This is a genomic window from Bradyrhizobium sp. S3.7.6, from assembly GCF_054061875.1.
The window spans coordinates 3057084-3070192 of record NZ_JBSSEQ010000001.1 but is presented as its reverse complement, the minus strand read 5'-3'; the positions used below and the strand labels follow the sequence as shown (position 1 = coordinate 3070192).

Annotated in this window: 16 protein-coding genes and 1 pseudogene; 14 read left to right on the top strand and 3 right to left on the bottom strand. The window is 60.0% G+C overall.

The window, feature by feature from the left end; genetic code table 11:
- Nucleotides 1–74 precede the first annotated feature (74 nt).
- The 5 genes and pseudogenes from ACVJ5M_RS14455 to tnpC all read left to right on the top strand — a co-directional run bounded on the left by ACVJ5M_RS14455 (nt 75) and on the right by tnpC (nt 3883).
- A complete protein-coding gene (locus ACVJ5M_RS14455; RefSeq protein ID WP_135217227.1) occupies nt 75–533 on the top strand; it encodes a hypothetical protein in 459 nt (152 codons plus the stop codon).
- 472 nt (nt 534–1005) lie between these two features.
- Nucleotides 1006–1346: pseudogene (locus ACVJ5M_RS14450) on the top strand (phosphate acetyltransferase); the annotation flags it as partial.
- Between the two features lie 132 nt (nt 1347–1478).
- The gene (gene tnpA, locus ACVJ5M_RS14445; RefSeq protein WP_144030647.1) at nt 1479–1931 is read left to right on the top strand and encodes an IS66-like element accessory protein TnpA; all 453 of its coding nucleotides are present in this window, start codon (nt 1479–1481) and stop codon (nt 1929–1931) included.
- On the top strand, nt 1928–2284 hold the full coding sequence (gene tnpB, locus ACVJ5M_RS14440) for an IS66 family insertion sequence element accessory protein TnpB (protein ID WP_007606730.1): 357 nt from the start codon (nt 1928–1930) through the stop codon (nt 2282–2284). Before tnpA ends, tnpB begins: the two co-directional genes overlap by 4 nt.
- Before the next feature lie 69 nt (nt 2285–2353).
- Complete coding sequence (gene tnpC, locus ACVJ5M_RS14435) at nt 2354–3883, top strand: IS66 family transposase (RefSeq protein WP_283018506.1); 1530 nt, start codon at nt 2354–2356, stop codon at nt 3881–3883.
- A 153-nt stretch (nt 3884–4036) separates the two neighbouring features.
- Here tnpC and ACVJ5M_RS14430 read toward each other — a convergent pair whose 3' ends face one another.
- Complete coding sequence (locus ACVJ5M_RS14430; RefSeq protein ID WP_245328642.1) at nt 4037–5278, bottom strand: transglycosylase; 1242 nt, start codon at nt 5276–5278, stop codon at nt 4037–4039.
- A gap of 465 nt (nt 5279–5743) precedes the next feature.
- Between ACVJ5M_RS14430 and ACVJ5M_RS14425 the strand changes: the two genes are divergently transcribed.
- Nucleotides 5744–6916 (top strand): L,D-transpeptidase, encoded by a 1173-nt coding sequence (locus ACVJ5M_RS14425; RefSeq protein ID WP_135217228.1) that lies wholly within the window; start codon nt 5744–5746, stop codon nt 6914–6916.
- A gap of 507 nt (nt 6917–7423) precedes the next feature.
- On the opposite strand, the gene ACVJ5M_RS14420 is transcribed toward ACVJ5M_RS14425, so the two are convergent.
- Nucleotides 7424–7681 (bottom strand): hypothetical protein, encoded by a 258-nt coding sequence (locus ACVJ5M_RS14420; RefSeq protein WP_028154361.1) that lies wholly within the window; start codon nt 7679–7681, stop codon nt 7424–7426.
- A 306-nt stretch (nt 7682–7987) separates the two neighbouring features.
- Here ACVJ5M_RS14420 and ACVJ5M_RS14415 point away from each other — a divergent pair, with 306 nt between their 5' ends.
- Entirely contained in the window at nt 7988–8122 is a 135-nt protein-coding gene (locus ACVJ5M_RS14415; RefSeq protein ID WP_256376473.1) for a hypothetical protein, read from the top strand.
- 944 nt (nt 8123–9066) lie between these two features.
- On the opposite strand, the gene ACVJ5M_RS14410 is transcribed toward ACVJ5M_RS14415, so the two are convergent.
- Nucleotides 9067–9456, bottom strand: coding sequence for a nuclear transport factor 2 family protein (locus tag ACVJ5M_RS14410; RefSeq protein WP_157790253.1), 390 nt, complete (start codon nt 9454–9456; stop codon nt 9067–9069).
- 730 nt (nt 9457–10186) lie between these two features.
- On the opposite strand from ACVJ5M_RS14410, the gene ACVJ5M_RS14405 reads away from it, so the two are divergent.
- From ACVJ5M_RS14405 to ACVJ5M_RS14375, 7 genes are all read left to right on the top strand, one after another.
- Nucleotides 10187–10471, top strand: coding sequence for an HdeA/HdeB family chaperone (locus ACVJ5M_RS14405; RefSeq protein ID WP_223153946.1), 285 nt, complete (start codon nt 10187–10189; stop codon nt 10469–10471).
- Nucleotides 10472–10496: 25 nt separating this feature from the next.
- On the top strand, nt 10497–10790 hold the full coding sequence (locus ACVJ5M_RS14400) for an HdeA/HdeB family chaperone (protein WP_084795025.1): 294 nt from the start codon (nt 10497–10499) through the stop codon (nt 10788–10790).
- Between the two features lie 533 nt (nt 10791–11323).
- Nucleotides 11324–11530 (top strand): hypothetical protein, encoded by a 207-nt coding sequence (locus tag ACVJ5M_RS14395; protein ID WP_084795024.1) that lies wholly within the window; start codon nt 11324–11326, stop codon nt 11528–11530.
- Nucleotides 11527–11715, top strand: coding sequence for a hypothetical protein (locus tag ACVJ5M_RS14390; RefSeq protein WP_283018500.1), 189 nt, complete (start codon nt 11527–11529; stop codon nt 11713–11715). Before ACVJ5M_RS14395 ends, ACVJ5M_RS14390 begins: the two co-directional genes overlap by 4 nt.
- Nucleotides 11716–11723: 8 nt before the next feature.
- Complete coding sequence (locus tag ACVJ5M_RS14385; RefSeq protein WP_155258276.1) at nt 11724–12101, top strand: hypothetical protein; 378 nt, start codon at nt 11724–11726, stop codon at nt 12099–12101.
- Nucleotides 12102–12373: 272 nt separating this feature from the next.
- The gene (locus ACVJ5M_RS14380) at nt 12374–12637 is read left to right on the top strand and encodes a hypothetical protein (RefSeq protein WP_080586857.1); all 264 of its coding nucleotides are present in this window, start codon (nt 12374–12376) and stop codon (nt 12635–12637) included.
- A 110-nt stretch (nt 12638–12747) separates the two neighbouring features.
- On the top strand, nt 12748–13008 hold the full coding sequence (locus tag ACVJ5M_RS14375; RefSeq protein ID WP_080586859.1) for a hypothetical protein: 261 nt from the start codon (nt 12748–12750) through the stop codon (nt 13006–13008).
- The last annotated feature ends 101 nt before the right edge of the window (nt 13009–13109 follow it).

Genomic DNA, 13109 nt, shown 5'->3' with positions numbered 1-13109 from the left:
CCCAGTGACGTCGTTCCTGCCGCAACACATTCGAACGTAGTACCGGGGTAAATGCAATGTTGAGAGGCACAAACATGAAATTCCTGACGGCATTGCTCGCTACAGCATTTTCACTGGGATACGCGGGCCCAAGCGATGCCGTGGTGAGGATTACCAACGATCGGGGTGGGTTGATCCAACGTTACTTCGATCGGTACGAAAACTTGAAGAACACGGGCCAGACTGTGATCATCGATGGCCTCTGCGCCTCGGCCTGTACGATCGTCCTAGCTAAGATCCCTTCGGAAAGAATCTGCGTAACTGAAAGGGCAAATCTTGCCTTCCACGCAGCCTGGGACCTGGGGGCTGGCGGACGCCAAATTACAAATCCAGAAGCCACACGAATAATGTATTCAATGTACCCGGCTCCGGTTCGGAATTGGATCGCAACGCGTGGTGGTTTGTCTCGTCACACAATCTTCCTGCGCGGCGCGAGGCTTAAGGCGATATTTCCTCCTTGCTATCTAGACGCTGCGGTTTTCCTGCGCTCGTAGTTTATCAGATGCTGGTCTAACCCAGCCGTTCCGCGCGAGGCGTTAACATATTGGCGACGAACCACTGTGCACCCTGAATGGGTATTGTGCCGCCGGCAGCGAACTTCATTCGATCATGCAATGAGGAGGACAAGGATTCAGGCGAGGGTCTGCGGGGCAGAGACTTCCTCAATTCGAGCGACCTCGTAACTTCCCAACGTCGGCATATTGCTGCGCGAACCGCCGGGCCTCCTCTGCGCATGGCTTAGGCTCAGGTACGTTTTTGCCTGGGTCGTCGTGAGAGTTGTCCGTAAATCTCACGGTATAAGGTGGTAATGGTTCAAGCCTATCCGGCCCACTGCGGATTCAACTAGGCCCTTGAGGTCAAAAACCGCCCAGTAGCCCTGAAAGGCGTGAATGAAACGCCAGCGATGAGTCCGTCGACCAGGCTACCGCAAACGCCCACACGAGCACTCCGAGCAAGTACGATACTCTGATCGCAGCGCCCGCTCGATCGATCCCGTTCAGACCGTCGTGGTGCACCCCTGCGACGAGACCTCCCTGCGCTGCGGCGTCCTCGACAGCGCCAGCGCGGGCATCATCCGACCGATCCTGGTGGGTCCGGAGGGAAAGATCAGAGACACGGCCGACACTCACGGGCTCGACATCGCGAGAATCGAAATCGTCGATGCGCCGCACAGCGAGGCGGCCGCCGCTAAGGCCGTCGAACTGATCCACGCTGCCCACGGCGAGATGCTGATGAAAGGCAGTCTGCACACCGACGAGCTGATGTGTAGCATCACGGCCAAGGCCGGCGGTCTACGCATGGACCGGGCCACAACCAGACATCGGCATCTGATCGATCACCTCGTTAGCGCGCAGTAGGAATGTAAGCGCTGTTTCGGTCCCACCTTCCATTGAAGGCGTCGAGCGAGGAATGATCGATCTCTGATTGGAGATCGGCTTGTGTCTAAGCTTGAACATATGCTTGAGCCCAGGACCTCGGTTCGTCTGGTCGAGGTCATCACGGAGAGCGGCCGACGCCGGCAGTTCTCGGCCGACGACAAGGCGCGGTTCGTCGAGGAGACGCTGGCCCCGGGAGCCGTGGTATCGGAGGTCGCGCGGCGGCACGGATTGTCGCCGCAACAGCTGTTTACGTGGCGCCGGCAAATGCGACAGCCGGTTGCGATCCCTGTGGCTCCCGAGCCGCAGACGTTCGTGCCCGCTGTCGTTACCCCATCGTCCACGCCGCCGGAGCGCTCACCGCGGCAGCGCCGACGCCTCCGGAAGGCGCTCGAGGGCGCCGAGAACAGCAGCATCATCGAGCTCGAGATCAACGGCGTCGCGGTCCGGGTCGGCCGCGGCGCGGATGCCGCGACGATTGCGGCCGTGATCCATGCGCTGAAGACCTGCACGTGATCGGTCCGACGGGCGCGGTGCGGGTGATGGTGGCGACCAGGCCGGTCGACTTCCGCAAGGGTGCCGAAGGGCTCGCGGCCCTGGTGCGTGAGAGCATCCAGGCCGATCCGTTCTCCGGCGCCGTGTATGTGTTCCGCGCCAAGCGCGCCGACCGGGTAAAGCTGATCTATTGGGACGGCACGGGTGTGTGCCTGTTCGCCAAGCGGCTTGAGACCGGTTCGTTCTGCTGGCCCAACGTGCAGGACGGCGTCATTCGCCTGACCGCGGCGCAGCTGTCAGCCTTGCTCGAAGGACTAGACTGGAAGCGCGTCCACGCCGCGCGCGAGACACCGTCGCCGATCCAAGCGAGTTGAACTGCGGCACAGTGAATCAGTATGCATGTCGCGCTCGCGGGATGCCGCGACGCATGGTGTAATCGCATCATGGCGACGACGGCCGACACGCTTCCGGACGATCCCGGCACGCTCAAGGCGATGCTGCTGGCCGAACGGGCGCGCGCCGCGCGGCTCGAGCAGATCATCAAGGAGTTGCAGCGTCATCGCTTCGGCCGCCGGGCCGAGACGCTGCCGGAGGACCAGTTGCTGCTCGGCCTGGAGGAGGTCGAGCAGGTCGAGGCGAGCAGTGATGCGGCGACCGATGCAGCCAATGCTGCCGAGCGATCGAGCCGAGCCGCACGGCGCCGCAGGAACAGAGGAGCGTTGCCGGCGCATCTGCCGCGGGTCGAGATGCTGGTCGACCTCGACGATCACGCCTGCCCGTGCTGTCAGCAGGCGCTGCACCGGATCGGCGAGGATGTGAGCGAACGACTGGATATCGTCCCGGCCCAGTTCCGGGTCCTAGTCGTAAGGCGGCCGAAGTATGCCTGCCGGGCCTGCGAGACCATGGTACAGGCACCGGCGCCAGCGCGGCTGATCGAGGGCGGGCTACCGACCGAAGCCACCGTGGCGCAGGTACTCGTCGCCAAATATGCCGACCATCTGCCGCTGTATCGGCAGGCTCAAATTTACGCCCGCCAGGGCCTCGAGCTGGATCGCTCGACCCTGGCCGATTGGGTCGGGCGGGCAGCCTTCCTGTTGCGGCCGGTGCATGAGCGACTGCTCGCGAGGCTGAAGCAGTCGCCAAAACTGTTTGCCGACGAGACCACCGCCCCGGTGCTCGATCCCGGACGCGGCCGCACCAAGACCGGCCAGCTCTGGGCCTATGCCCGCGACGACCGGCCCTGGGGCGGCACGGACCCGCCCGCCGTCGCCTATGTCTACGCTCCCGATCGCAAGGCCGAACGGCCGATCGTCCACCTCGCGGGTTTTGCCGGCATCCTCCAGGTCGACGGCTATGCCGGCTATCGGGTCCTGGCCGAGCGCGGTGACGTAGAACTGGCGTTCTGCTGGTCCCATGTGCGCCGGCGCTTCTACGAACTCGCCGCGGCCGGTCCCGCACCGATCGCCAGCGAGGCACTCGAACGTATCGCCGGGCTCTACGTCATCGAAGCCGAGATCCGCGGCCGCACCGCCGACGAGCGTCGCGCCGTCCGCCAAGAGAAGAGCCGGCCGATCGCCGACGAGTTCGAACCCTGGCTGCGCGCCAAGCTTGGTCTGATTAGCCAGAAGACCAAACTCGCGGAGGCCGTCCGATATGCGCTGTCGCGTTGGGACGGGCTGACGCGCTTCATTGCCGACGGCCGCGTCGAGATCGATTCCAACGTCGTCGAGCGCGCTATCCGCCCAATCGCGCTCAACCGCAAGAACGCCCTGTTCGCTGGCTCGGACGGCGGCGGCGAACACTGGGCCGTCATCGCCTCACTGATCGAAACCTGCAAGCTCATCGGCGTCGAACCCCACGCCTATCTCGCCGACGTCATCACCCGCATCGTCAACGACCACCCGAACAGCCAGATCGACGAACTGCTACCCTGGGCCTATCTCGCTACCCAAGAACGCTGGCGCGTGGCCTGAGAACATCGCTTACGTAGGAATGGTCCGAGCGAGTCGTTGAAAACGTAAAGCGCGTCCTGCGCGACCACTGAGCGACACCACGTCTCGCGGCGGCGGTGAGGCCCCCGCTCGGCCCGCGCGTGCGGCAACTCCTACCAACCACTCAACGGAAATCTACTGGTTCGCCCGTTCGGCGTCGGCGGTAGCCATGTATTTCGATTGGAAATGCGCAACCCGCTCGCGCCACATTCCGACGAACGCCCCCGATGTCAGCTTATCCACCGATTTCCACTCGGCTTTGACGGCCGGAAGGGTATTCCGCCAGATCGCGCGTTTGCACCATTTTTCGCGTTTCTCCCTCCCTTCGCTGGTGGCACACATGGATTTCCAAGCGATGCGATCGGGTTGGCTGATGTGCTCGGCGGCGCCTTCCCAGCCTTGTTGATGGATCAAGTAAAGATCACTCAAGGTCGGCTTCTTCTGCGTCACCCACTCGAACAGAATGCCTTCGGTAATGACCTTGTAGGCTGCCGCAATGGCATTGTCGCGGGGATCAAGAATCTGCCCGGAGCCGAATTTGTTGAACTCGTACTTGCTCAGTTGAAACAGGCCGATATACGACCCCGTGCGCTGCTTGGGGTCGAAACCGGACTCGATCTTGGCAACCGCTTTCATGAAATGGAAGTCCAGACCGAAAGCGTCGGAAGCGCGCTTGATCTCCTCGACCGGCGTTCCGACCGGGATGTCCTTGAGTGACTTTAAGACGATCTCCGCCGGTTTCTCGGCAGGAGGCAGTTCGGACCAGACGTAATAGATGAGATAGCGAAAATCCTGCGTCACCGGCGCCGAGTTGGAGGCATTGCGCGTTGTCGGCCCCGGTTGGGCGACATCATGGTGGCCCAAGTCCACCGATTCCTGCACGGGCGGTAAATCGGCCGACAGCATCTGCGACGGATCGGGCAACGCAGCCACGACGATCGATTCCGGCTTATCCGAAGCCGCCGTCGTGTCGGTGGCCGTCCCCGCCGCGGGTTCGGCGGCCGTCGCCACTTCGGCGCCAGCCACAGCAGCGTTCGCGACAACGGTGTTAGCGACAACGGCGTTGTCCATTGCGATTGCCTGCGGTTCATCCGCGAGCCTGGCGTTGGCGGCGAGCGATGCTGCGCGATCCTCGATTGGCACTGCGCCGATGTTCTCGGTGCCGGCCGAACCGAAGCCAGCCAGCCAGCCAACGATCCCCCCCGCGAGAACGACCGTTCCGCAAAACGTCGGCACCACTGCCGTAAATCGCCGCGGGTTCATCATCCCGTCGCTTCCAAAGGCCCCACCCGAGCAATGCTGCACAGCCAAGCACGCGACGGGTGAATTTTCGGGTCGAGACATGGCCGCGCAATGGCGCAAACCGCGGTTCATCATCTTTTCCACGAAGTGTTGCCCGCATGCAACGCGCCGGCGGCAAGCAATTGTTCTGCGACGTAAGCGTGTTGGGAAGTTTCGGACCCATGCGACGCATGCGGCTAGTTCGCGGCGAGCCGGTCATGGTGAATGTCGGACCAACAGGTGCGCTTGAGTGGCCGTAGTCGGGGATGCCGTCCCTTCGAGCGGTCTGTCGTTGACGATTTATGGGATCATCTGAGCGAACCGAACCCATTGCCCAAGATCAAAGCGTCCGTCGCAACGGCCCTCACACCGTACATTGATCGGCCCGGCGATCAGCGCGACGGCTATTGCCGATTGTCTTCTTCCGGCAGATTGGCCTCGTCATTGGAATTGGTCCAATTTTCGACCCACTGCGACCAGATTTGAAGACGAGGCTATGGTCGGTAACGCCACGCTTCTTGCGTTGGACCTCGCATGCAACTTCACTGCATGAGGCACTGAATGAGGAGGCAGACTCCAATAATAGCTTTCGCCGCTTTCATGCTCTCTACAGGGATCGCACACGCTCAGTTTCCGTTTTGGCCGCAGGACAGGTTCTGGCCAGGCCACTACGCTCCGTTCAAACACAAGCACTATCACCGGCAGACAAACTCTGGATCTGCGAAGAACGCTCGGCCTGAGGCCCCTCCGAAGGGCCCGCTCCAGATCATCATCTCGATCGCTGACCAACGGGTCTCGCTTTTTGACAACGGGGCACTGATCGCACGCTCGACGGTGTCCACGGGAACTCAGGGGCATCCTACACCCCTGGGCGTATTCAGCGTGATCAGCAAACAACGATGGCACCGCTCAAATATTTATAGCTCTGCCCCCATGCCCTACATGCAGCGCATCACCTGGTCAGGGATTGCGTTGCATGCCGGTGTCGTGCCTGGGCATCCGGCGTCACACGGCTGCATCCGTTTGAAAAATGACTTTGCCATTCGACTCTGGCATCTCACGAAGCGCGGCACGCGCGTGATCATTGCGCACCACGATGTCCAGCCGGTCGAGATAACCAGTCCGCACCTCTTTAAGCCGAAAGCAGTGTCCGGTTCGCCGGAATTTCAGGCTGCCACAGTCGTGGGTAAGAGCGTTAGCACAGCCGCGGCAACGCATGGATCACCGGTGTCCAAGACCGAGACTCCAGAAGCCACTAGTCTCCAGGTTCCAAACTCGGCTGCCGCTGAAGGCACACCCAGAAAGATGGCCCCGATCTCCGTCTTCGTGAGTCGTAAGTTGAGCAAGCTCTTCGTGCGTCAGGGCTTCTCGCCGTTGTTTGATGTTGCGGTCAAGATCGAAAATCCGGAGGAGCCCCTTGGAACGCACGTGTTTACTGCAATGGAATTCCAGAGCGAGGGAGCGGCTATTCGCTGGACCGTCGTGTCGATTCCGGACGAATTTCCTCGCATCGAGGATGCCACAAAAGAACGCGAAGCGCCCGTGAAGCAAACCGCCCTATCGGTACCGTCTCCCGATAAAGCCAACGCTGTCCTCAACCGCATCGAAATACCGCGGGATACCGTTGAGAGGATCTCTAAACTTCTGACGCCGGCCTCTTCATTGATTATTTCCGACGACGGATTTAGCCACGAGACGGGAAAAGACACGGATTTCATCGTTGTAACGCATTGATGCGGCGGCGCAACCCACCGACATACGATGCCGCTGCGCAACCCGCTGGAATTGTTCGACCGCAAATCTGGTGCAAGATTCTTGACCTCCGCTGTCATTCGGCCTGCAATATTTACAGGCCGATTGACAACCATTGCCCGCGCCGCACGTCGCCCCCTTCGTCGCGACGGCATTGGCGCAAGTCGAGGGAGCGCTATCGATCGGCGAAGCCCGCCTGATGGTGGGGCATCGCGATCCGCATGATGGCGTGCGCGCCGAAGTCCCGCGCGGGCTACCACTTCGCTGCCGCCATCGGCTTCGATCCTTGCTTGAGGACTACGCGCCGACGATCCCGACCGGGCCAACGATCAACACACACTCGCCGGGAGAAGCTGGGCCGCGGTCTCGAACACTTCCGCAAGGAAGGCGCGAGGTTGATCCCGCCACCGACCGCGACGATCCTTACGAGGACGAAGCCTACCGGCTGTGGGCGATCAAGCAGCAGAGCAAGTGTCCGAGAGGCCCGCGTCATTTTCGTCTGCGCCGTATCCGTTTGCTGCTGAGCCGTTTGGCGTTTGCCGCCACCTTTCTTCGATACTGCTCAACAATCTTGTTTCCAGATGCGCCAGCCATCAGGCTTGTACCGGCCTTCGCCGCCGCCAAGACCTTTTCACTCACCATGCGCTGGGCTTCTCGTTGAGCCGCTTTGCCGCCGCGCATCAGCTTCGCGATCCGAAGTCCGATCACGCGATTGCTTTCTAGCCCTAGCATCATCCAGTTCCACATGGTGCGATATTCCCAGTCGTTCGAACGGCGTACCATCAGGGATGCCATCAACGGCCACGGTGTGCGCGATGTTCAATCAAACCTGCGTGGCTGGTCAACGGGCGCAATCTGCTCGCTCATTCCCTCCTGAGCCCGCCTCGGCAACACACGTCACCAACGGACTAGCAAGAGTTCCTTCACCTTCACTCACGGATACATCCGAATGGGCGATAGCCGAAGATCACTTGATGCTGAAGAGTGAGACCGCTGCTGCTGGGGGCCAAACGGGGATGTCCGATGGGTGCGGCAGGCTCGCGCTTTGCGCACATGAAGAGAAGTCTCCGCGTTCGGGCGGTCGTTGTCGGCGTTCTGGAGGAGTTGCCGTTTATCTGCCCGGTGGCGGTCGCGATCGGCTCGCTGATCATGATCGGCATCACGCTCTATATGGATTGGTCCCAGTGAGCGGGAAGTGACGAGCGATCTTACCATGGCGGCTTCTGCAACTGACCGATCTCGAATTGCGTCGGTATTCAAATGCAGGTCAGCATTGGTGGCTTGAGCCTCAGTCCGGAAGCTGGGGATATGTCCCCTTGGGTTCTACCAGAACGAGCGAGTAGCTCATTCGAGAGACGACCAGAACACTCACGCCACCACCGCGCCCCTCAAGGAGGCCCCCGACACAAGGCAGCTCAAACTCTTCAAGTAGCAGACGATCAGAGCCAGACTGTGCCACGGGCGGAGCGGCCATCCCGCTTTCGCTTTTGTGACGCTTTAGCCACGCTTACCGGTGAGGACCTGATCTTGAAACGTAGGAGAGTACGTCATGCCGCCGACCGATCAGTCGCGAAATCATGTTGGCGAACTGAACGAGAGAAAGAATTGCGAGAAATTCCAAAATCATTTCGAAAAGCCTCCGGGTTCGAAAATTCGCTGTTGTAAAACACGCCCCAGCCCGGAGACCGCAAATCTAGAACTGTTTGTTGCGGCGTAAACGCAAAATGGAACAGTTCAACGAAGAACAATAAATCAGTTGCCTTTCGGCAACAGCATGAGGAGATTGCAGCGTTCTCGAAAACACGCTTTCATTGCCGCGACGTGCGCAGCATCGGCTTCACTGCGCGACGATTGCCGCCGCTCCCGCCGCAGGTATCGCAAGTAAGCCACGCGGCTCTGATCTAGCGGGAAGCCGTCACCTTGCCGCCTTGCCGATGTAGGCCCGGCTGCAATCGAGGTGCAGCGTCATTGGCCCGACGCGCTGACGGTCGTAGCCCTTTGGCGATGAGGGCAATCAACGGTGACGGTCTCGGACATCAGCCATTCCTGTTGCGCCGCGCCGCTTTTGAAGGATCGTCGATCTTAGCGTCGCCCTCATTGTGCCGTCTATCGCTTGAGGAAATGACGGCGTCTCAAGACCAGAATTGGTCCTCCCGCTGCTCATCGCCTTGATACTCGCGGAAGTCGGTCGCCTTTCCGTTCTTCATCTGCCAGACGTGGATCTCCGGAAACGACGCGGACAGCCCGTTTCGTTCTGCGTTCACGGTAACCAAGGCGACAACGAGATCGTCTTCAGCCAGCACATTGTGCACATCCATGCTGAACGCGCCTCCCGAAAGCTCCATCGTGCGTTGAAAGAAGCCTCCGACCTGATCGTGACCGGTATAGTCGCCTGATAGGGGACTATGACCGGGAACGTGCCATGTGATGCCGGCGTCGAAAACCGCGAAAACCGAGGGGATGCTTCCTATCGCAAAGTCTTCGTAGGCCTTGCGGATAATCACCGAATTCAAATCGCCCATTGTTGTCTCCCCTAAAAGGGTTAGCACTCCTACGGGACTAATCGTAGTCACGGTGAAGTACAAAGCCCGAATATAGCAACCAATCGGTCGCCTCGAAATGTCTCCTCTTGGGCCCAGCGTCATTTTCATACGGAGCGAAAGTTCGTCGCTGTCAGACCAAGGCGGACGTTCGCCTTCGCCTGCAACTGCAACAACGGTTTTTCTCGCAGCAAATATCCAGACCTCCCGGCGTCGCGCGGTCCCCGCGTTTTCTACACGCCTCACAGGACCCGGACGACCTCGCGCAACTCCGTTCAATCCGAACGTGGCAGGCGCAAAGAGCGGCGACGGCGGAGCGGCGATGAGGCACACGATGGGCTGTAAGCTTGGCGCGCGCGCCGAGATCTTCGCAAGGCGCTCGGGCGCGGCCTCGATCACTTCCGCAGCGAAGGCGCGAAGCTGATCCCGCCGCCGACAGAGCGGGACGCCTACGAGGCCGAAGCCTATCGGCTGTGGGCGATCAAGCAGCAGGGCAAGTGACCGCGACCTAGTGCAACGATATGTCCGGTGTTGGATGGAAACCGGAAGTAGTCAGCGCAGGGTCAAAACGACGCGAATGACCCCAAGCGGACTTCTGTTGATTTAGATCAACATGAGCGGCGCGAGACTTCGTTTTCTTGCGTCCTTGTAGTGGCAGCCCTCTCCAGATCCCTGTAGATCAGCATCAAGGACAACCTCGATGAGATGTAGATTGATCAGTCTGACGTTTGCTGTCTCTTTAATTCCAATCGTTGCGAATGCGCAGGTAACCATTGATATGGGCAAGATCATATGTAGCCAATATCTTGCTATGCCGCAGTCACAGTCAGATAAGTTTTCTGCCTGGATGAGCGGTTGGTTCAGTTATCAGAACAACAGGACCTTTGTGGACCTTGCTTTGCATCAACAAAATATCGCCAACGTAAAGGCATGGTGCCAATACCATCCGGCGGAAAGCGTTATGTATGGCTTGCAACAATCGGTAGGCAAAAATTGACGGCTCGGGACTTTGGAGGATCGCTATGAAATGCAGGGCTCTTGTCGTTTCTGTGATTTTGATAGGCGCGGCATCAGCGCCAGCCGCGGCTCAGATCAAGCTGGACATGAACAAGATCACTTGCGGAAATTGGCTAGGATACGGTTCAGCAGACCGAGATTTCGTAAGGTATTTCATGAGCGGCTACTATAACGCGGCTGCAAATAATAATGTTTTGGACTACGACCGCCTGCAAAAGAATTCCGAAAAAGTTGTCGCCTATTGCAAAAAGCACAAATCCGAAACGCTGCCAACCGCCATTCAAAAAAGCGCCAGCTAGGTTGTGGGCCCCGACGGCGGCGTCGCGGCCGGAGTCTTGGCCGGCCACATTGCCACTCCTCGACCGAGAGTTGAACGGGCCACTGGAACTGCGCAACCGCCTCATTGTTGCGCGCATAACCGCGCGTGCTTCAGTACGTCTCCTTTTGTTGGCCCCTTTCGGACTCGACAGACTTGGCTGATAATGTCCGCTCACGCGGCTGAAGCGGGCATTAAACATTCGCAGTTTGCGGCCTGCTTATGGCCAATCGGCGCACACGGAATTTGTGTACCAATTCGCACAAATAAAGCCGGGATTGCGCGATTGCAAATACGCTTGCGCGGGGCCGTCGCGCGGTCCCCGCAGGAACTCGCGCCCTCCACAGGACCCTGACGACCGATTGGTCATGGCCCCGGTCCTCTTTGACTGAGCGGGCCCGGAACAGACTTGCTCGAAGAGTGTTGGTCCTGCATCACCGCCCGGTCATAGGCTCTTATCGGTGATGTGAACGCCGGTTGCGCTTCCCGCCTTCCTCTTGAAGAAAGGAGCGCGCCATGAAACGGCGTCGTTTCAAGCAACAAGTGCCGCTGCAAGATCGTCTTGCGTCATTCGCCAAGACGGCGCGCGAAGTTGCGGCGCTTCTTCCCCCCGGGGCAGAAAAAGACAAACTGCTCCGCAAGGCGTCCGGGGCCGATACGGCGGACTGGCTGAACGAAAGCTTAGGGTCAACCGCCCAGCGGCCGCCCAAAGCAACTCCATGAGGGATTATCAAGCGGCTCTTGAAAAGCTTCGGAAGGATGCTGCTGAGGCCGCGCTACTCCGCGATCTTGCCACTGTCCCGACCAAGCGGGAAATGTTCGATATGTTGGCCCTGCATCTGACCAGCCTTGCCGATCATGTTGAGCTTGCGATGATCGAAGCTTCCAAGACGGCGAAGCGGGCGTAACGCCCTCAGTGCCTTGGTTCACACGGGCAGCGGCTCGCACCGGCAGCGCCACCGCGTCACCATCGCCAGCCGCCGCGCAACGCAAGCGCAGTTCTGTTCTTGGGACAAAAGCGCAAAATCTGCAACTTGATCGAAGCCGCGCGCTCGACCGCGCCAGCATCACGGCGCGGACAGGCGACCGACAGCGGACGGCAACCAACGGAGCATGGATGATGATGGATAAAATCCAACGCGCCATTTTAGAAAATCAAGTCATCCTTGCCGAAGCCCTGTGGATGCTCCTGCATTCGCAAGGTATCAGTTCGGACGCAACGCTTCAGAACGTCTCCGCCCGCATCAGGGCTACCCGGAAGCTGCTCGAAGAACACAGCGAGGAGAACCCTTAGCGCGGCGTCGCCTCATCACCCGTCGAGCGCGGCAGCACGTCACCGCAACGGCGACAGGCGGCCTACGGCACCGCCAAGGCCCGGCAGAAGGCCGTACAGCGCGCCGCCAGCGCCGGGCCATAGGGCGGACACCGGGAGGGGCAACAGCGCACAGACCCTCCGTTGATCTAGGTCAACGTCAGCGATCCTTTAGCGCTCATGCCATGTTCAGCCGCACCTGAGGCGGCTCCCGTCACCTTTCAGTGACGCAAGCGCGAAGAGGGAGGTCCAACATGCATCCGGAGAAGCGTCTTTCGATCAAGTCAGCGACTGTTGCCGGGATTGCTGCTAGCGCCCTGTTGGGGCTTGCAGGTGTCACGCTCAATCCAGCGCCAGCCCAGGCGGTCGTGTACTGCCAGTACGTTGAATATCCAGTGGGTTGCGTTGCCCGGGCAGGCGTCGTGCTGAGGCCTCGTCCGGTGGCGCGCGCTGCGGTCCGTCATAACGCCGGTGGCAATGCAAATGGCGGCGTCAATCGCGTTGGGGCGGGGCGGTAAAGACTTGTTTCGCGGTCACGAGCGAGAAAGAAGCCGTCACCGCTTCGTCCCGGTGGCGGCTTTTTTATCGCCCCCGGCGCGGGCGCAGGCGACCGATGCGGCATCACGGCATGAAACACACTTGGTACGTCACTTTTGAAGTGCCGCCGGATGGCACGCTGTTAAGACGGCGACATCCGCGCTTAACCAAGACGTTTGAAACCGAAGCAGAAGCGAAGGATTTTGCGCGAACCAAATTCAACGAGGGATTGGTCGTCACCGCGGGGACCATGATCCCCCACCTGCCGAGAACGTCAATCCCGTCGCCGGAAATTCCAGCGTGGCTTGAAGCTGACCAAGTAAATGAGAGCAGCGGGCCGACCAAAAAGTAATCTTAGACGACGTTGGCACGCTGCCGGGTGCAACTGCGCCTATTTGATCTAGATCAAGCGCCGGCTCTCGACCTCAGGTGCCATGCTCTGGGGCAACAGCA

Bases quoted from the DNA above. Each gene is read 5' to 3' on its own strand.
- tnpC (WP_283018506.1), top strand. From the start codon at position 2,354: ATGGCGACGACGGCCGACACGCTTCCGGACGATCCCGGCACGCTCAAG.
- ACVJ5M_RS14375 (WP_080586859.1), top strand. From the start codon at position 12,748: ATGAAACACACTTGGTACGTCACTTTTGAAGTGCCGCCGGATGGCACG.
- ACVJ5M_RS14430 (WP_245328642.1), bottom strand. From the start codon at position 5,278: ATGATGAACCGCGGTTTGCGCCATTGCGCGGCCATGTCTCGACCCGAA.
- ACVJ5M_RS14400 (WP_084795025.1), top strand. From the start codon at position 10,497: ATGAAATGCAGGGCTCTTGTCGTTTCTGTGATTTTGATAGGCGCGGCA.
- ACVJ5M_RS14415 (WP_256376473.1), top strand. From the start codon at position 7,988: ATGAAGAGAAGTCTCCGCGTTCGGGCGGTCGTTGTCGGCGTTCTGGAG.
- ACVJ5M_RS14455 (WP_135217227.1), top strand. From the start codon at position 75: ATGAAATTCCTGACGGCATTGCTCGCTACAGCATTTTCACTGGGATAC.
- ACVJ5M_RS14420 (WP_028154361.1), bottom strand. From the start codon at position 7,681: ATGTGGAACTGGATGATGCTAGGGCTAGAAAGCAATCGCGTGATCGGA.
- ACVJ5M_RS14410 (WP_157790253.1), bottom strand. From the start codon at position 9,456: ATGGGCGATTTGAATTCGGTGATTATCCGCAAGGCCTACGAAGACTTT.
- ACVJ5M_RS14380 (WP_080586857.1), top strand. From the start codon at position 12,374: ATGCATCCGGAGAAGCGTCTTTCGATCAAGTCAGCGACTGTTGCCGGG.
- ACVJ5M_RS14395 (WP_084795024.1), top strand. From the start codon at position 11,324: ATGAAACGGCGTCGTTTCAAGCAACAAGTGCCGCTGCAAGATCGTCTT.
- ACVJ5M_RS14425 (WP_135217228.1), top strand. From the start codon at position 5,744: ATGAGGAGGCAGACTCCAATAATAGCTTTCGCCGCTTTCATGCTCTCT.
- ACVJ5M_RS14390 (WP_283018500.1), top strand. From the start codon at position 11,527: ATGAGGGATTATCAAGCGGCTCTTGAAAAGCTTCGGAAGGATGCTGCT.